Source organism: Butyricimonas sp., assembly GCF_019423355.1.
In the GTDB taxonomy this organism is placed as follows: Bacteria; Bacteroidota; Bacteroidia; order Bacteroidales; family Marinifilaceae; genus Butyricimonas; species Butyricimonas faecihominis.
In genome coordinates, this window is sequence record NZ_JAHZBP010000003.1 from 148,404 (window position 1) to 166,948 (window position 18,545).

General features: G+C 43.6%; 17 protein-coding genes, 1 pseudogene and 2 riboswitches. Of the genes and pseudogenes, 10 read left to right on the forward strand and 8 right to left on the reverse strand.

The window, feature by feature from the left end:
* The first annotated feature begins 15 nt into the window (after positions 1-15).
* The 4 genes from QVC79_RS05615 (at position 16) to QVC79_RS05630 (ending at position 3,368) form a co-directional block, all read left to right on the forward strand.
* On the forward strand, positions 16-630 hold the full coding sequence (locus QVC79_RS05615; protein ID WP_164719564.1) for a fasciclin domain-containing protein: 615 nt from the start codon (positions 16-18) through the stop codon (positions 628-630).
* 12 nt (positions 631-642) lie between these two features.
* Positions 643-1,065: a hypothetical protein gene (locus tag QVC79_RS05620; RefSeq protein WP_229782996.1), complete on the forward strand. Its 423-nt coding sequence runs from the start codon at positions 643-645 to the stop codon at positions 1,063-1,065.
* A gap of 254 nt (positions 1,066-1,319) precedes the next feature.
* A complete protein-coding gene (locus QVC79_RS05625) occupies positions 1,320-2,606 on the forward strand; it encodes a thioredoxin family protein (RefSeq protein WP_270594351.1) in 1,287 nt (428 codons plus the stop codon).
* Between the two features lie 72 nt (positions 2,607-2,678).
* Positions 2,679-3,368: a DUF4163 domain-containing protein gene (locus QVC79_RS05630; protein ID WP_270594350.1), complete on the forward strand. Its 690-nt coding sequence runs from the start codon at positions 2,679-2,681 to the stop codon at positions 3,366-3,368.
* 56 nt (positions 3,369-3,424) lie between these two features.
* Here QVC79_RS05630 and QVC79_RS05635 read toward each other — a convergent pair whose 3' ends face one another.
* A complete protein-coding gene (locus QVC79_RS05635; protein ID WP_270594349.1) occupies positions 3,425-5,266 on the reverse strand; it encodes a YfbK domain-containing protein in 1,842 nt (613 codons plus the stop codon).
* A 114-nt stretch (positions 5,267-5,380) separates the two neighbouring features.
* On the opposite strand from QVC79_RS05635, the gene QVC79_RS05640 reads away from it, so the two are divergent.
* Entirely contained in the window at positions 5,381-5,959 is a 579-nt protein-coding gene (locus tag QVC79_RS05640; RefSeq protein WP_229782389.1) for an RNA polymerase sigma factor, read from the forward strand.
* Positions 5,946-7,214, forward strand: a complete 1,269-nt coding sequence (locus QVC79_RS05645; RefSeq protein WP_270594347.1) for a carboxypeptidase-like regulatory domain-containing protein — start codon at positions 5,946-5,948, stop codon at positions 7,212-7,214. The genes QVC79_RS05640 and QVC79_RS05645 overlap by 14 nt, the downstream gene beginning before the upstream one ends.
* On the opposite strand, the gene QVC79_RS05650 is transcribed toward QVC79_RS05645, so the two are convergent.
* Positions 7,211-8,167: a DUF4435 domain-containing protein gene (locus tag QVC79_RS05650; protein ID WP_183312879.1), complete on the reverse strand. Its 957-nt coding sequence runs from the start codon at positions 8,165-8,167 to the stop codon at positions 7,211-7,213. The two genes, QVC79_RS05645 and QVC79_RS05650, sit on opposite strands and share 4 nt — an antisense overlap.
* Positions 8,168-8,267: 100 nt before the next feature.
* Positions 8,268-9,104, reverse strand: a complete 837-nt coding sequence (locus tag QVC79_RS05655; RefSeq protein WP_124315938.1) for an AAA family ATPase — start codon at positions 9,102-9,104, stop codon at positions 8,268-8,270.
* A 108-nt stretch (positions 9,105-9,212) separates the two neighbouring features.
* Between QVC79_RS05655 and QVC79_RS05660 the strand changes: the two genes are divergently transcribed.
* The 3 genes from QVC79_RS05660 to QVC79_RS05670 all read left to right on the forward strand — a co-directional run bounded on the left by QVC79_RS05660 (position 9,213) and on the right by QVC79_RS05670 (position 12,325).
* Positions 9,213-9,581 (forward strand): DMT family protein, encoded by a 369-nt coding sequence (locus QVC79_RS05660; protein ID WP_027200508.1) that lies wholly within the window; start codon positions 9,213-9,215, stop codon positions 9,579-9,581.
* Positions 9,582-9,773: 192 nt separating this feature from the next.
* Positions 9,774-11,588, forward strand: a complete 1,815-nt coding sequence (locus QVC79_RS05665) for a TrkH family potassium uptake protein (RefSeq protein ID WP_270594345.1) — start codon at positions 9,774-9,776, stop codon at positions 11,586-11,588.
* Between the two features lie 68 nt (positions 11,589-11,656).
* The gene (locus QVC79_RS05670; protein WP_270594344.1) at positions 11,657-12,325 is read left to right on the forward strand and encodes a potassium channel family protein; all 669 of its coding nucleotides are present in this window, start codon (positions 11,657-11,659) and stop codon (positions 12,323-12,325) included.
* Positions 12,326-12,453: 128 nt separating this feature from the next.
* On the opposite strand, the pseudogene QVC79_RS05675 reads toward QVC79_RS05670, so the two are convergent.
* The 5 genes and pseudogenes from QVC79_RS05675 to QVC79_RS05700 all read right to left on the reverse strand — a co-directional run.
* Positions 12,454-12,720: pseudogene (locus QVC79_RS05675) on the reverse strand (AAA family ATPase); the annotation flags it as partial.
* Positions 12,721-12,817: 97 nt separating this feature from the next.
* Complete coding sequence (locus tag QVC79_RS05680; protein WP_270594342.1) at positions 12,818-13,573, reverse strand: ABC transporter ATP-binding protein; 756 nt, start codon at positions 13,571-13,573, stop codon at positions 12,818-12,820.
* Positions 13,570-14,523: a FecCD family ABC transporter permease gene (locus tag QVC79_RS05685; RefSeq protein ID WP_416336081.1), complete on the reverse strand. Its 954-nt coding sequence runs from the start codon at positions 14,521-14,523 to the stop codon at positions 13,570-13,572. Before QVC79_RS05685 ends, QVC79_RS05680 begins: the two co-directional genes overlap by 4 nt.
* Positions 14,524-14,802: 279 nt before the next feature.
* Entirely contained in the window at positions 14,803-15,891 is a 1,089-nt protein-coding gene (locus QVC79_RS05690) for an ABC transporter substrate-binding protein (protein ID WP_270594746.1), read from the reverse strand.
* Between the two features lie 163 nt (positions 15,892-16,054).
* Positions 16,055-16,260, reverse strand: a riboswitch (cobalamin riboswitch).
* A 232-nt stretch (positions 16,261-16,492) separates the two neighbouring features.
* Positions 16,493-17,146: a hypothetical protein gene (locus tag QVC79_RS05700; RefSeq protein ID WP_229783013.1), complete on the reverse strand. Its 654-nt coding sequence runs from the start codon at positions 17,144-17,146 to the stop codon at positions 16,493-16,495.
* A gap of 270 nt (positions 17,147-17,416) precedes the next feature.
* Between QVC79_RS05700 and QVC79_RS05705 the strand changes: the two genes are divergently transcribed.
* Positions 17,417-18,103: a hypothetical protein gene (locus tag QVC79_RS05705; RefSeq protein ID WP_270594339.1), complete on the forward strand. Its 687-nt coding sequence runs from the start codon at positions 17,417-17,419 to the stop codon at positions 18,101-18,103.
* A gap of 166 nt (positions 18,104-18,269) precedes the next feature.
* Positions 18,270-18,472: riboswitch (cobalamin riboswitch) on the forward strand.
* Positions 18,473-18,545 lie beyond the last annotated feature (73 nt).

Consider the following 18,545-nt stretch of genomic DNA (forward strand, 5'->3'; position numbering starts at 1 on the left):
TTTAAAATGAAGACAATGAGAAATATAGGAATAATTTTGGTTTTGCTCTCGCTTTTTTCTTGCGAGACGAAATACAATTACATCGATTCGGGTTTAGCGAACGGCCGTTTTGACGGGACGATGTATGATTACCTGCATTCCAATTCTTACGATTGGGATAGCACGTTACTCTTGGTGGAACGTGCCGGTCTGGAAGATTTGTTTCAAGGGAAGCAGGTCGGGTACGAGAAAATAACTTTTTTCGGTCCGACAAATTTATCCATTCTTCGATGGATGATCGAGCAGGGATATAATGCTATTCGGGAAATTCCGGAAGCAACGTGTCGGGAGTTGATATTACGGCATGTGGTTGCCGGGATTCATTGGCGGGATGATATTCCCCGGGGCGAACAGATTTTGGGCGAGACGCAGGGGAAAGGTGGAAAAGTTTTCACCAGTGCTTTCGGGACAAAATTCTGGGTATACTCGTTTCAGGATACCTATCATGATATTCCGGACGTGGGACCCGTGTATTTGTATGTCACTTCGTTTGACACGAGAACACAGATTGATGTCGCTTCAACTGATATAGAAACGGATAATGGAGTCGTTCATTCTTTGAATTACTCTTATACCTTGGGACAATTATAAAAACGAAATGCTATGATGAAACAAGTATATTTATTTCTTGTGCTGATTATCACCTGTTGGGGATGTCAGGATATGAAGGTCGGGTATTTGAAGGCGGAGAATGCCGGTTATTTACCGAATGAATTGGAAGTGAAAAAAACACTGGATCCGGTGGAAGATGCTGTCAGGATGGCGAATGAGGCTCCTTGGGTGACCCAGAAAATACAGGGAGTATTGGGTACTTCCCCCCTGTCGTTCGAATTTGTAAGCGTGAAGGCTTCGGAGGGAGGAGATGCGGAAGTATTCAAAAAAGAAATTACAGTCCGTGGTGGAGGAGTTATGGAGTTACCGTTATACACGGAACTACCCGTGGGGCGTTATGTCGTTACCTTGAAAGTTTCGAATGATGGTTACTCCGAGTTATTATCGGATGTCTATACGTTTGTGGTAAAATAAATTAATTCGGATAAAGAGGGTGAATTCTAAGTCTCAACCAAATTTTTAACTCAGAAAATCGTGATAAAATTTATTTTTATTGCGATTTTCAAAAAGTCCTGTTTGTATTTGCCAACTACCCCCTCCAACTCCCCCTTACACAGGGGAGAGCTGATTACCAAGCTGTTTCTCCCCCTGTGTAAGGGGGAGTTAGTGGGGGTAGTTGTTTAAAATTGACTTTTAGGACAGCCCCTTTATCTAAAACAAAAGTAAAAATGAAAACAATTCTGGTTATTGTATTGATATTTATGGGAGGAATTCAGTCTTTTGGTCAAGGAATTGAATTCTTTAAAGGAGATTATAATGCGGCTTTAGAAAAAGCCAAGCAAGAGGGAAAGATGCTGTTCGTGGATTTCTACGCGGATTGGTGCGGGCCTTGTAAACGGCTGGCTAAAGATGTCTTCACGCTTGAGGCTGTTGGAAAGTATTTTAACGAGAAGTTTGTTTCCATACAGATTGACGCGGAGAATCCCGCTAATCGTCAGGTCGTGAAGCAGAATAAGGTGAGATCGTATCCCACGCTGGCTTTTTTTGATGCGGATGGAAAATTGCTTTCTCGCTTGGAAGGAGTTCTTGATGGTGCGGCTCTTATAAAATCGGCCAAGGTTGTCACGGGGGAAGAGATGAGCTTTGAGGAGATTTACACGAAGTTCAAATCTTCTAAGAATGATTTAGTGTTAATGCAACAGTTGTTGCTGGGGGCTCCCGCTTACGTGAGTACGCTGGAAAATATGGAACAGACAAAATGGATTGCCCGAATCGAAAAGATTTTTAAGGACTATATTGATTTGAAAATGGGACCGGAATTAATTAATGCGGATGATTATCGCATTATCAATACTTTTCATCATGCGGATAAGCCGGGGGACAAGTTGATGGAGTTTATGAATAAAAACATGGAGGCTTATTTGAAACTTGGGGAAGGGCCTGCTTATTTCGTGATGGAGTACAATAATAAAATCATGGAGAATATGGCCCGTGCCGGTAAAGAGGAGTATAAAAAATACTTGGAACGCATTGATGGGGATATGAGGTTGACATACAGCGTAGTCCCACAGAAAACGATGTCTGCTCGGCAGCGATTTACCTATTTGTATGATGCCGAGTATTTGCTTTTTTATAAGAAAGACGGGGAGGAATACGTGAAGTCTATGGATGCTTATTTTAAAGAATTGGGAGAGGATGCCCGTGCCGTTGATTATGGAATGGCTGCCCAGCAAGTTTATACCGCTACCGGGGGAAAAGTGCCTGAAAGCGTTATTTTGAAAACGAAAGAGTGGACGATAAAAGCATTACAATACACGGATATTTCGTTGATGGATAAAATTAATTTTCTTGCCATGTTGGGGGATACGAATAAGGTACTAAAAGAGTATGATGAGGCAAAAAAATGTTATAATCAAGCTTTTATGGAATCCATGCAGATGGAACATGAAATGACAAAAGCGATGATTCAAATGAGGATCAAGCAGAAATTAGCCGCTTTAGATTTGATAAAATAAAAGTGATGCAATGTGATAACAGTATATTTTAATTTCATAATTTTGTGATACACACAAAAAACAAAACACACAATGAAAAGTACACTAATTATGGCAGTTTTTATGGCATTTGCCTTTGTGGGATGCCAGCCGAAGGTTCAGGATTTGAACGTGAAGAATGAAAAGGTTACGGCGAATTCTGAGAATTGGGACATTACGGTAAATCGTTCTATGTTCTCGTCTGCTGATGCGAACGTGAATAAAAGTTGCGAGGTATTGAACAAGAAAATTGAGAAGTTCGTGAATGATTTGCAGGATAGCTTGAAGACTGATGCGAACGAGTTCTTCGAGTCATGGCAGGCAGCTGGGGAAGAGCGTCCGGTATGGATATACGAGTTGCAGGTAGGTGATAGCGTGTTTATGGCAAACGACCAATACGTGAGTGTACGCTTGATTGTTTACACTTTCACGGGCGGTGCGCATGGAATAACGAATTTCTACACTTTCAATTATGACGTGCAGAATCAGAAGTTCTTGACGAATCAGGAGATTCTGAATTATACTAATGAGACTCAGATTAATACCCAGTTGAAAGCGAATTTCAAGAATCCGGAAGGTTGTTTCACGACAGATCCCACGCTGAAAGATGTGACGGCTGTTAACTTTAACAAAACCTCAGTTTGTTTTACCTATGGTCAATATGTTCTAGGTGCTTACGCTTGTGGGGTGGCTGAAGTCGCTGTTCCCCGGACGGCATTGAAAAACGATTTGTTGATTAAATAAAGTGATATTGCTTTATAAAAATTGGCCGGAAAGCTTTCCGGCCAATTTTGTTTTATTCATTTTAGTAAGGCAGCACTTTCGACCAGCCGGATAAACTCTTTTCGATACCCTTCCGGGTCATAATTTGTAGCTTGTTTGGCGAGGTCGATAACGTTATCGAATGTAAAATCGTTCTTGTAATCCGAATTTTGTAATAACATCCCGAATCCTGCAACAGCGGCAGAGAACCGGAAATTTTCGGAACTCTTTTTTATAGGTGTATCTTTGTCGATAACGGCTACTTCCATTTTAGAACTTTTATGTGAGTTCGGTTGTTTATAGCGAAGCTTCACGGTTAATAATTCCGGACTATCCGTTAGGGTTTGCTTTTCATCTCTTCCTGTTTTCTGGTATTTCAGTGGGTCAATGGTGGGTGCAAAATTACTTTTAACTCCGACCGGGATGATCTCGTACAAGGCAGTAACGCTATGTCCGGCTCCCATTTCTCCGGCATCTTTCGTGTCATCGTTGAAGTCTTTCGCTTCCAGCAGGCGGCTTTCGTAACCGATCAGGCGATAAGCTTGAACTTTAGCCGGATTGAATTCCACCTGAATCTTTACATCTTTGGCAACCGTGAAAAGGGTTCCTCCGAATTCGTTTACTAATACTTTTTTCGCTTCCGTCAGGTTGTCAATATAAGCATGATTCCCGTTTCCTTTCTCTGCGAGAACCTGCATCCGGTTATCTTTATAATTTCCCATACCGAAACCTAAAACCGTCAGGAATATACCTGTGGCCCGTTTTGTTTCAATCATCTTTTCTAGTTCTTTGGGTGAAGAAATGCCGATGTTAAAATCTCCGTCTGTGGCTAGGATAATGCGATTGTTTCCTCCTTTAATAAAATTATTCTCGGCAACCCGGTAGGCTCTTTGGATTCCATCTCCACCGGCAGTACCGCCACTGGCATATAATCCATCGATGGCAGCCAGAATTTTGGCTTTATCACTTCCCGGGGTAGAGGTAAGTACTTCTTTTGTTTGGTTCGCGTAAGTAACAATCGCTACTCGATCTTGTGGACGAAGTTGTTTCACGAGTAATTTCAAAGATGATTTCAACAGCGGGAGTTTGTTGGAGAAATCCATGGAACCGGATACGTCAATCAAGAATACAAGATTCGAGGCCGGAAGGTTTTCCGTGGCAATTTCTTTTGCCTTGATCCCGATATGTACCAGTTTGTGCTGCGTGTTCCATGGGGCGTTGGAAACCTCGGTGGTGATACTTACTGGGTCATTTCCTCGTGGGGCGGGGTAATCATAAGCGAAATAATTCAGGAACTCTTCCGTGCGTATGGCATCGACAGGAGGAAGAGTTCCTTGATTAATAAAACGTCGTACATTAGAATAAGCAGCGTTGTCCACGTCGATCGAGAACGTGGAAAGAGGCTTGTCCAAGGCCAACAGGAAGCAATTTGCGGCGAATTCGTTATACTCTTCCGTGTTTTGCTCGGAAGTTAATGTTACGGGCATTCCGGAACGGAGTTTAAGCACGGCACTTTCGTGGTGTATGGTTTCGTATCCGGTAACAATGCACTCGCTTACCATTGCCGTTTCGTCGTCCGTATTCAGGTAAACGTTTAATGTCTTCTCTTTTACCGGGATATATAAAATTTCTAACCCGATAAAACTGAATCGTAAAGTATCTCCTACATTCGCCTGTATCGTGTAATCCCCTTGCGAATTGGTGGCTACGCCAATATTCGTGTTTTTAATGAGAACGGTTGCCCCGGGTAATGCCGAACTGTCCGCGGCAAGCATTACCTTACCACTTACTTGAATCTTTTGGGCTAAAACGACATTGGATAATCCAATGAATATAACTAATCCCCATGCTAATTTCTTTAAAACGCTATTTGTTTTCATAAGCTGTTATTTTTAAATTAATTTTATCCTAAGATGACAGACGAAAAGAAATTCCATAAATCTTTAGAGAGAATTTTTTTAATTCTTATATTTGTAAAAATCAATGTATAAATAGTGAAGCGGGGTCAAGAGAACATAACGGATGAAGAACTGCTGAAACGATATTGTGAAAGCGGTGACTTGGCGTATTTCGTGGAGGCTTATAAAAGATACATGCCCTTGGTGTACGGGGTAGCCTTAAAGTATCTAAAGCGACCGGAAGATGCGCAGGATGCCGTTATGCAACTATTCGAAGAATTGATTGTGAAGGTAAAAGAGACGGAAATACAATCCTTCAAAGCTTGGCTATATACTTGTATTCGCAATAACTGCTTGATGGAAATCCGGAAACGGAGTAAAAATTTGTCCGTTTCTTTAGACGATTCTTTTATGGAATTTTGCGATGATTTTCATCTTACTGTTGTAAACGAGAGGGAGAATCGAGAGAAATCGTTGCGGGAATGTATCGAGGGGTTGCCTGAAAGACAACGTGTCAGCGTGAAATATTTCTTCCTGAATGAACTTTCGTACAAGGAAGTGGAAGAACGCACGGGTTTTTCTTCGAAAATGGTAAAGAGTTTTATCCAGAATGGGAAACGGAACTTGAAATTGTGTTTGGAACGTAAAGGAATAACATCAAATGAAACGGATTGACGACATAAAAGAATACCTGCATGGCAACCGGAAAGGTAAGGCTGCTAACCGTATGGAGCGGGAGGCTTTGTCCGATCCGTTCTTGTTCGAGGCATTGGAGGGGTTGACTTCGACTCCCGGTGATCCTCTTGATGGCCTGATTCGTCTGGAACGCCAGTTGAACGAGCGCTCCCGTTCATCTCGTAAACAAAAACGGACATGGATGTATATTGCAGCCTCGTTTGCTATTTTGCTAGCTTGCGGGACATGGTGGTTTACCCGGCAAGAGAAAACTTTTGATGTACCCGTGATGGTAGTTGCTCAATTATCTGATTCGGTGAAAACCAAAGAGAGAGCGATACTGACACTTGAAAGTGGAAACACAATAGATTTATTTGATAAAACGGATTCTTTGACAGTGCCTCCGGGCGATAAAAAACAGTTGTTACGCTCGGATAACCGGGTAGCAAGAAAAAAGGATTCTGTACGGGAGATGGTGATGGAGGAACTTGCTGATCAAGAAGTTTCTTTGGCAAGTGTTCAGATTGAAGATACTTCCCGACTGGTAACCCGGAAAATGAAAGTAAACGATAATCACGTGTCGGGTATGATAACGGATGGGAAGGACAATCCTTTAGCGGGAGTGACAGTACTCCTTTCCGGCTCGACGATGGGGGTAGTCACGGATGCCAACGGCCACTTTAGTTTGGATCTTCCTACATCAGAGGGTTTACTTACCTTTTCTTTTATCGGGATGAAATCTCAGCATATTTTGGTTAAGGCGGGAGACAAATTGCAAGTGAAGATGGAAGAAGATGCAGAAAAAATGAATGAGGTTGTTGTTACCGGTTATGGTGTTGCAAAAAAGAAAGAGGTAGAAATGTCCAATATAAAAATGCAGGAAGTTTCTGTTATAACCAGTCGACAAAATGTTGTACTTGATACGTTGGTATCTAAAGATGATGTCCTCCATTTCAATCAATATATGGAAAAAGCTTTGCGCTATCCGAAAGCAGACTTGGATTCGAATAAAATGGGGTCTGTAATACTTTCATTCGAGTTGAACAGGAAGAAAGTCCCCAGCCGAATCCGGATAGAGGATGGTTTCTCGAAGGAGAGCAATAAAGAGGTTATTCGATTGTTGGCCGAGGGGCCTAAATGGGAGAACACGCCATCCGGTAAGCGAATACAAGCCCGTATTCATTTCACGATTGGAAAGAATGGCGAGTCCCATAAAGCCATCTTGGAGGTGTTGCCTTCCGGGAGGAAACCTTAGAATAGAAGATGAACGTCTTCCTCTATCTTGCGAATGGCGGGATAAGCCCCGAAATGTAAATTCTTTTTCAATTGATCGTCAATACTGTTCCGGTAGCCGAAAAGGTTGACATGAGGCGGTTGTTGTGAACCGGAATACGAATCTTTTGCGATTCTCAGTACCTTTTTACAAACTTCCCGGTTCAGCATATAAACCATATCGTAAATATTATGTCCCCGGATAAAGAGATACGTGGTGTCCGGGGTTAGCCCCATTTTTTGGTATTTTTCCTCCAGTATGGAAAGGTTCGCTTTGGGGTAATTCTTCCGGAGTTGGGCGAGCTTTTGTTCGATCCGTCCTTTCAACTTGTTTAACTCGTGACGTCCGTTCTGGCGGATGTCCGGTCGGCGTTGCCATTGAAACGAAATCAGTTCGTTGAAATCAGCGATCGAGAATCGTTTGGGATCTGCCACTAGGAAATATAGATGCCACAGGAATAATTTGTACACGATATTCGAATACTCTTTCAGAAATTGGTGAAAATCGAACACGTTGTTAGGTAGGGTCGTGATCCGGTAGCATAACTCGTTCAACCCCTTGTCATAGCAATGATGGTTCTCGAAAGAGTAGGTATAGGTCTGGAAAATGTAATGTTTAACATCAATCCCTTGTTCTTGCAACAAATAGCGATAGTCACTGTCTATGCAGATAAAAAACTTCGGGTTCAAGTATTTGACATATTTCAGGCATTGCGTCACGCCTCTGGTTTCATGGCCCCGTTCGTTCCGGGAACCCGCGATAAAATGAAACCGGTCATTCGGGCGGAAATGCTTGAAAATATTACTCCAGAAAACAATATCGTCTTTATCTTCCACGTGAATAGCTGCCCTACAACGCAAGAGTTGGGCGTCCATCATAAAACGTTTGGCGGCGTGATAATAATATTTTTCTTTAGATACGGGAGGAGAAAACATAACAATTGAAAATTGAGAATTGAAAATGTAAAAAGACCATCAATCTACGATTAAAAGAGCTGGGTTGGAATCTAAAATCATAAATCTAAAATTGATCAGGTTAGTGAATCAATAGGTCTTCGATGAATACCAACTTGTCCCCCCAGCCATCACCGAACAGGCTCGGGGAGTGGGTAGAGGTAATGATTTGGCAATGCGGGTTCAGTTTTTGAATTTCTTCAAAAAGGCGGTACTGCCACTCGATATGTAACGAGATTTCCGGTTCATCCATGAGTAGGATGTAAGGTTGCTCGTCCATCAGGAACACGCGGAGTAGAATAATTAGTAATTGTTTCTCTCCTGACGATAGCTTGTAAAGATGGATAATTTCATCTCCATCCCGGAAGACCAATTGATTCGTCATCGGGTCAATCTCGATGGTCTTCCCTGTTCCGGCAAACAGGTGGTTCACCGTGTCGTAAAATTTGCGAATCCTGCGGTTGATCTTTTCCGCCTGATCCGGAAAATTCGTGGCTCGAAGGCGGTAATCAGAAAACGAATTGTTATTCTCGCCCACGCTGTACACGATTTCCTTTAACTCGCTGAGCAAGGGGCTATCTTCTTTACCCATTTTTCGACGGTCTCGGATTGGTACGTCAAAGGTGCTGATCTTTAAATAGTTCACTCCGGCTAACTTTTGTCTTACAGATGCTAGGGTACTATCTTTCCGGAAACTGATCAAGATGTCGTCAATAGTGACCTCGGCCTCGATGTTGTACAATTTCAAGCGTTTAATATCTGCCGAAAGTAAGGCGTCAATAATATTGAAGAACGTGGTTTTCCCGCTACCGTTAATACCTGTCAGGATATTCACGTCGGGATTGAGATTCTCCCACCGGAAATTATATTTTCCCCATATATTGCGGATCTCTATTTTCTGAATCTTGTTCGCTTTCATGCTGCTGGCATTTGATAAAGTTTATCCAAATCGTTATCAACAAAGGTAATAAAATTTATACTTTTGTGTCGGTTTTGAGAATCATTTCATGGATTAATATAAAAGAGTATGCAAGGACTTTATGCGATATTATTACTGATCGTTTCGAACGTGTTCATGACTTTTGCTTGGTATGGCCATCTGAAGTTACAGGAAATGAAATGGATAGATAACTGGCCTCTCTTCGGGGTAATCTTGTTTTCATGGAGTATTGCTTTGTTCGAATATTGTGCCCAAGTTCCGGCTAATCGTTTGGGATTCATTGGGAACGGGGGGCCTTTTTCGCTGATGCAGTTAAAAGTGGTTCAGGAAGTGATCACGCTGACCATTTTCATTATCTTCTCCATGCTTTTCTTCAAAGGGGTAACCTTCCAGTGGAATCACTTGGCCGCTTGTGTTTGCTTGGTGCTGGCAGTTTACTTTGTATTCATGAAATAACTATATTGGGTTATCCCCTCTTGTGTTTTACCTTTTCGTGAAAATCAAAAATAGAAAAGTCTAGCGGAAAACTGAAAAATAATGAGTAAACTTGGAGACATTTCCCGGTGTTATCGGAAAGTGAAGAATTATCGGTGATTTATGTAACTTGCGGTAACTGCTTAACGTTATTTATTAAAAAAAGTTGGTGTTATGTTTTCAGTGGAATTCCGCTATCGGGCGAGAAAGATTTATAAGTCTGTAAAACAGATTGTTGAACTGGTAAGTAATGTGTTATTATTTCTAGCCTCTTTTCTCGCAATTATTTTAGTCATTTATCGTTTCGGCTTTGATATGCCGGCTGATTATTCTCATGAGATATACTACACCTATCGAGCGATAATTCGTCTTTTCGTAGTGCTTGGCTTGTTGCGGTTCTTGTTTAATTTCAGGCTGCTGCGGGCGGAAAAAGGATTTTGGATAGAAGTGTTAGTGTTACTTTTCCTGTTTGCCTTGACCTTGTTCTCCAAACACTTCGACCGACCGGATTTCGAGGAGACTAACCCCTTCCTTTTCAAGGTCGAGCGAATATTGACGTATGCCGTGGTATTACTATTGAGTATCATACAACTCTCGAAACAGATATTTGTTGTCTTGCGAAGTCGGGTAAAGGCGGAAGTTCTTTTTGCCGCGAGTTTTTTATTTATCATCCTTTTGGGGGCTGTTTTGTTAAGATTACCTAATGCCACGTACGAGGGGATCAGTTTCATGGATGCCTTGTTTACCTCGACGAGTGCCGTGTGTGTGACCGGGTTGACTGTCGTTGATACCGGTGCCACTTTTACGTTGACCGGGCAGGTCGTGCTGCTCATGCTGATTCAAGTTGGGGGAATTGGGGTGATGACCTTTACCAGTTTTTTTGCCATGTCATTCTTGAGTGGCACCTCCTTTCACGATCAGTTCATGATGAAAAACCTATTGAACGAGGCATCTTTGAGCGATATTTTCCGGACGGTCGTGTATATCATTCTGACCACGTTTATCATCGAGGGAATTGGTGTTTACCTTGTCTACATGCAAGTGCAGGATGTAGCGGAAATTGACAATAAACTCTTTTTCGCCTTGTTTCATGGTGTTTCGGCTTTCTGTAATGCCGGGTTCTCCACGTTGCCGGGCAATCTCTATGATCCTTTGATCAGGCATTTGTATGGTTTGCAAGTCATTTTGGCTTTTTTGATTATATTTGGTGGTATCGGATTCCCGATCTTGTTCAATTACGGGCGACTCCTGCATTATGGTATTCGGAATAAGATCAAATGTCTGTTGGGTATGAATTACAAGGTGATCCACGAACCTCGCATCGTGAGTACGACAACACGAATCGTGTTACCGACCACTTTAATCCTGCTTGTCGTGGGGACAGCCTTGTTCTGGATATTTGAAAATCATAACGTGTTGGACGGAATGTCATTCACGGGAAAATTTGCCACTTCGTTTATGGGGGCCGTCACCCCTCGTACGGCAGGTTTTAACAACGTGGATATGTCCATGTTGCACGTTCCGACAATCTTCCTCACGATTATCTTGATGTGGATCGGTGCGGCTCCGATGTCCACGGGGGGCGGTATTAAAGTAACAACCTTCGTGATTGCTTTAAAAAATATATGGGCGAATCTCGCGGGGAACGATCGGGTTGTTATCGCGCATCGTCAATTGACTCGGGAGAACGTGAACCGGGCGCATTCAATCATCATACTATCTATTCTGTGGATCATTCTGGCTGTTTTTGTCATCGTGATTCTGGAACCGAAGGCAACGCTGACTCAAGCTGTTTTCGAGGTCGTTTCTGCCTTGGGGACGGTGGGGCTGACTTTGGATTTGACGCCCCATTTATGTGTGGCAAGTAAAATGATCGTTGCCCTCACCATGTTTGTCGGGCGTGTAGGCTTAATCACCCTTTTGGCTTGTTTCATCCGCTATCAGGAAGTGAAACTTTATACGTATCCCGATGAAACCGTAATCGTTTAATCAATTGAAAGTTGAAAACCAAGCTCCGTCTCACATTTTCAATTTTCAATTCTCAATTTTTAATTATTATGAAGTGTATCGTATTTGGATTAGGTAATTTTGGGCTTGCATTATCGCAACGTCTGACCAAACGGGGAAACGAGGTGTTGGGAGTGGATTCTGACATCAGTAAGATTAATTTATACAAGGATTCCATCACGAATACCGTGGCATTGGATGTGAAAAATGAACAAGCATTACAAACGCTACCTTTGACAGAAGTGGATGTGGTGTTTGTGGTGTTCGGGAAAGACTTCGGGACCTCCCTGTTCGTGATTGCGCTATTGAAACAGTTTGGCGTGAAACGTATCGTGGCACGGGCCATTTCGCCGGTGCATAAGGTGATTCTGAAGTCTATGGGAATCACGGAGACCATCAATCCGGAATGGGAGTATGCCGATTTCTTTGCGACAAAAGTGGAGTTGGGGACAACTATAGATTCTTATGTTGTTGATGACGATCATTTGATTATCGAGTGGGAGATTCCACCTCGTTTTATCGGGCGAAAATTAGGTGATGCGAAATTCGAGGAAGAATTTGGGTTAAAATTGATAGCCTTAAAACGCTATGATGCTAAAATCGATAAATCATTGGTAATGAATAACCCGTCCGATGATACCGTTTTTGTTGAAAAGGATGTGTTTGTACTTTTCGGTCATCCGAAGAACTTCCGGAAACTTGGAATCCAGATTGCTTGATTCAAGCGAGTCATAGCCAAGAGACAATTTGTGGAATAAATCTATTTTCGGATTGTCTCTTGTCTGGATGAATCCGAGCGTTATGACTCCACGATCCATTTCTCGATATTCCTTGTTTTCGAACTGAAATTTACACCGATTTTAAATATCTTGCGCTTGTCTGATTGGAATGGTTGAGCGTAATGCTTGTCATGGATTTCTTTTTCTCCCCAGAAATAGGCATCGAGCGTGGAGATCAATAGGCTTTTGCCAAAACGATGCGGGCGACTGAGAAAGTAATAACTACCTGTTTTTACCAGTCGGTAAATCAAGGCGGTCTTGTCAATATAGAAATAACCTTCTTTTCGGATTTTCTCGAAATTCTGGATACCTATGGGATAAATTTTCTCACTCATGCGCGTTCGTTTATGGATAATAATAGAATAAAGATACTCAATTTTCTATGATTATCGAAAATGAGCGACAAGTTTAATGCCAGTCTTAAACAGGCTTTCACCGGACACGTATACGCAATTCTTTCGGGTCGAACGTGATGGTCTCGTTACGGAACAGGCGTTCGATATGACCGCTGTTAATCATCTGTCGCGTGGGCAGGTAATGCAAATGCGGACGATCGATCAGGGCGATGGAATCACAGAGCGTGAGAGCAATATCCAGTTCGTGGGTTGAAAAAAGGATACATTTGTTTTGTTCGTGAGCCAGTCTTTGCAATAGCACTCCCAGCTCGTAACGGTTTGGCAGGTCCAGAAAAGAGGTGGGTTCATCAAGCAAGATGATAGGAGTGTCTTGTGCGAGGGCCCGGGCGATCATGATTCGCTGGCATTCCCCGTCCGACATCTGGTCCATTGTTCGTTCGGCATAGGTGGACATATCGAGTAATGCGAGGGATTTATCAACGATTTCCCGGTCTCGTGGTTGCAGTCTTCCTACCCAGTTCGTGTAGGGGGCCCGCCCGAGGGCGACTACATCCCGGCATTTCAAGTTAGGAATCCGAACCTTTTCAGTAGTCACGAAACTGACGGTGCGAGCCAGTTCCTCCGGTCGCAACCCGGCAAGGTCTTTCCCGGCCAGCAATATTCGCCCGGACTTGATTTCCCCTAACCCCGCCGTGGCCCGCAGCAAGGTACTTTTCCCGCTGCCGTTACGTCCCAGCAAGGCGATCAACCCGCCCCCGTCCAAGCTGGCCGACACCCGGTCCAGCAGGATTTGTTGCCCGTATCCCAGTGTTAAAGATTCTAGTTGTATCATACCGGTCGAAGATTTTTATATACTACCCAAATAATTACCGGAATTCCCAGCAGGGCGGTAATACAATTCACGGGTAGCACGAGTGTTTTAGCAATAATATCACATATCAACATGGCCACGACTCCCAGTAATATGCTTCCCGGCAAAAGTGTCCGGTGATCCGCGTCGTTAAACAACATACGGGCCACGTGAGGCACGGCAAGTCCGAGAAAGCCCACCGGGCCGCAGAATGCTGTCACGGTTCCGGTCAACAACGTTGTTGACACGAAAATAAGCGTTCTGGCACGCCGTATATTCAGTCCCATTGTTTGGGCGTAATTCTCCCCGAGTAGAAGAAGATTCAATGCCTTGATACAATAAATCGAGAGAATGACACCCACGCAAATCACGGGAATCATGATAAACAGTTTCGTTGTCGTGACGTGTCCTAGGGAACCCATCGACCATAGGAAGAACATTTTCAATTGTTCGGCAGAACTCAAGTACTGTAAAATCTGTATGATAGCTCCTGCAATGTAACCGATCATCACTCCCATGATCAACACCCCAAGGATATTTTTCACGTAACGACTGATGATGGCAATCAGTAACAGGACCATGACGGCCCCGCCCCATCCGGCCCCGACAATACCTACCGACTGCCAGAACCCGGAATGTGCCAGTCCCAGCAAAGGAGTCCCTAGGATAAAGAAAGCAACGCCTAATCCCGATCCGGAACTTACTCCCAACAAGTAAGGATCTGCCAACGGGTTCCGGAAAACCGTCTGCATCTGCAAGCCGCTTATCGAAAGCGCCACGCCGATCAGAACAGCCACGATCACCCTCACCAATCGAATCGACAGCACGATATTGCGGGTTGTCATATCCGTCTCGTTACCCGTGAACACGTTCCAAACCTGCCCGACGGAAAGTGCCGAATCTCCCGACACCAAGTCGAGCGCGAACAGCACGAAAACCAGCAGGCTCAGGAAAAGGAATATGATCGAATTGCGTTTCACGATAAAATTGAAAATGACATCACCGTTATTAATTTCTTGATTTATGATTTTAGATTCCAGCCGCACGGGGGGACGCTTTAACTACCCCCTCTAACTCCCTTGCACAGGGGGAGGATACGCTACATTGTAATATCGTAGCGTCTTCTCGCATTCGTCTCTCCCCCTGTGTAAGGGGAAGCTGGTGGGGGTAGATGCTTTTTTCATTCTAAACTCTAAATTTTAAACTCTAAACTATTCCAAGTGCCTGTAATAATACAAATCCTCCGTCACCAGTTCCGGGTGTAAGATTTTGATCAGGTCACGGAGTACGATGTCCGGGTGGACAACAGCCGATTCCCAGTAATCATTTCCCCCTTCGGGCGTTAAGCGCAAGTTATTATTATAGACCTTGTTTTCTTGGATGGCTTTCGCATCCTTGAATTTCGGATTCATGATCTTTAACTCGTCGAGAGTTGTTGCCATACCTACATTCAACCACACGTCAGCCTCGCGAATCAACCCGTAGGCTGTTTCCAGCCCGATGGGTTCGGCTCCGTTAGAGGTGTTTTTCTTGTAAATATAATCCCCTCCCGCATCCGTGATTAATTGTGCCACGTAGCTTTTCACGGAAGGCATGGCCCAACTGTCATTCCACGGCGTGTTCAGCATGACGGTAGGACGTTTTTCCACGTTTGCCGTTAACTGTTTCATGTTGTTATAACGTTCGGGTATTTCTTTAAATACTTTTGTACCTGTTTCCCGGCTATCCGTTAATTCGGAAATGGCAACCAACCATTCAGCCTTACCCAGCGGAGATTCTTCCAAGTATTCCCCCACGTACATATAAGGAACATTCAATTCTTTTAATTTGTCCGTCACGGTTGATTGCGCGTCCCCGATGCCGTAAAGTAACACGAGATCCGGGGCCAACCCGACAAGAAGTTCGTAATTTACTTCTGCCCCCATGTCTTTTATGGTTTCTTTGTGGGCAAGGACATACGGGTTGGAAACATAATTCATCCCGGAAACTCCGACTACTCGATCCACTTGGTTAATGGCATCCAGCATGGCGATGTAAGTGGATGACATGCACACAATTCGTTTGGCTCCCGCGGGAATAATCACCCCGTCAAAATCTTTCGGTGCCTGCTCTCCGTTCCGGGCCACGAAGTAGGACATTTCAATGCCTTCCGCTCCCTGCCAAGGATTACGCACGCGAATAATCGTGCTTTCCGTGTTATCAGCTCCCATGATGTCGAAGCCCGCGGCGTATTCCGGTGAGTAAACTTCCTTCGTGAAGGCGGTCGTGGACTTTGTTCTCGTTTGACAACCGGATAGCATCAGAAGAACGATTGACATGAATAAAAATAGAACTCGTTTCATAATATAATAGTTTTTTGCTTCGAGAGAGATCTTTACGCAAGCGGGAAAAACCTGAAACGGTAAATCAAAACAGAATGACCTTGCCATCCAACCTGATTACCATCTGAATCCCGCAGATGCAAATCTGTCCCTCGTCATAGCAGGTCTTCTGACTTATCCCTTTTATCGTGCCTTCCCAGCATTCTAACCAGTGGCAAACGTACGATAAACTTTTCCTTTAAAAGGGGGAAATACAGCAACGGGTATTGTCCCGGATTTTCACCGGATTCCCTTTTTCATTCAATACATCACGAAGTGGTGTATGAAACTATGACGGTGCGAAAATAGGTCGTAATTTTTAATTAGACAATAAATTGGATAAAAGATTTTTATTTCATTGGTATGAACCACCTGTTAGGCGAGGTTTTCGATGATCAATCCCGTCACGGGGGAGGATGCCAAGCGTGTAATAATGTTTAACTTCTTGCATATCTGTCATAAGGTCCCCCATGCCGATGAATTCCCGCGGGCGTAACGTCCGGTAATCACGATTTCGAAGAGAGGGGGGAGCGTATGGACATTACACTCCCGCGTACACGCTTGGAGAGAAACGGGTGGTATCTTTATTGCCAAAAAACAAGTAGAGGTGTAGGGGCGTTCCTTCCGGTTGTTTTGCTGCCGGGATGTCCACGGTCACCTTGCCGTCGCCCCGGAACGAGTTAAAACACGTGATCATTTGCGGGGCGCGGGGTAAGGTCCCGTAAAAATATCCCACATACACTTGATCTGACACGCTCGCTTTCGGGCAGTCAATGTCATTTTCCCAGTTTAGGGTCACGGACCATCCTTCCCTTGTGACACCCGTGATCACCGGTGCATCCAGCGTGCCTGTCGAGAATCGGAATGTCGGGAAAGCCCATACCCCTTCTCCCGGGCGAAAACATCCCCCGTTTTGAGAATGGAATAAGGAATCGCTTTTATTTATTCCCATCTCCTTGGCCATGAGTTTCCATATCGGTAAATCCCCGATGGCACGACGATAGATTCTCCACATTTTACGGGCTTCCGTGAAACGGCTGGAGGATTCCTCTTCCCCCTCGGTTCTTGTTTTTTTAGGGCTCCGTCGTGATTTGCAGGCCCGAACTTTATTGCCGTGTCGGTAATAGGTTATCCCGTCGATCCGGATAGAGCCTTGTGCCAAGAGAGCTACTGGAATAGATAATGTGTTTTCCATGATAATAATTATTTGATAATCACTCGTGTATTAATTCATGAGCAAAAGTAGATAGAATATTTTTAATACGCAAATAAAACTCTTTTAAAACGCTATTATATATAGCGATTTAATAGGGGTTTAATAGCGTTCTAATAGCGCTTTACACGAAAGTGATCACTTATATCTCATGAATAATACATGTAATAATTTATTTATTTAGTTTGAAAGTGTGACTACATTGGTTTATTTGTGTATCTTTGTTGGCGAGAAACATAAAAATAACAGGATATGGCGGAATTTGTAAATCCACTTGGAAAGATTCGGGGTAAGTTCGGTAACGTAATCACTTACGGGGGACCAAACGGGAAAAATTATTGCCGGGGGGCAAGCATCTCGCGTAAACCGAGCCAGGAGCCGCAAAAACGACAGTCCGCGGCTTTCGGGACGATAACGGAACGGAAAATATGGATGAGAGATGCCGTCCAGTTGGGATTTCCCGGAGGGAACGGTTACCCGAAAGGTTTTCGGGGATTTACCAGCGCGAACGTGATGGATGCGGTAACCGTGGAGAAAGCAAATCCGGAAAAACCTTTCAATAGCCGTAAGAAGGCAGTCAAGGAATTTAACGGGGTGATCAACTACGAGAAATTGCGCGTGGCCGCAGGTTCGTTGGTGATTCCGGAGGTTCGTGCCGAGGTTGATATGGAGAATCGGAGAATCTTTTTCACTCACGAGAAAGAAGAAATCGAGTCCGTTGATTGCTTTCTGGATGATAAGATTTATGCCGTACTTCTTTGTAAAACGAAATATATTTGTCGTGTCGAGGAGTTGGGACTTCGGGGAGAGACGATAGAAAAAAGCGTGAACTTTTCAGAAAAAATAGCCGGGGGAGGCCTTGTCATTTATGCTTTTGCTAAAAATGCCGACGGGAAGGATGTTTCTGATTCGGTGTGCTTGTGGGAGGCTGAATCGTAAATGAGTGATGGAAGATAACAGATGTCATAAGAGTTTGTTTATAAAAACAAATCCTTATGACTCTATATATCACGTTATTTGGCCGATAATCTATTTGTTGGAAAACAATAAATATTGTGAATAATCTAAATGATGTTTTTTAAATTAAAATCGTATTAGTTTTTTATATACTTTTGCGATGATTTTGGTGTCACACCCTGTTTCAGGCGTGTGGTGAAAAGGGAATCAGGTGCGAATCCTGAACAGACCCGCTGCTGTAAGCTCCACTAAAGTCCACGGACACTACTCTCTCCACTGTTTCAATTTGAAATGGGAAGGACGTCCGAGGATGGGGTAAGTCAGAAGACCTGCCAATCAATATATGTTTAACGTTCAAGGGAAGGAAGAACGTGGACACCGATAGTTTAATAATTGTCGACTGGATACGCCAAATCTTTTTTTG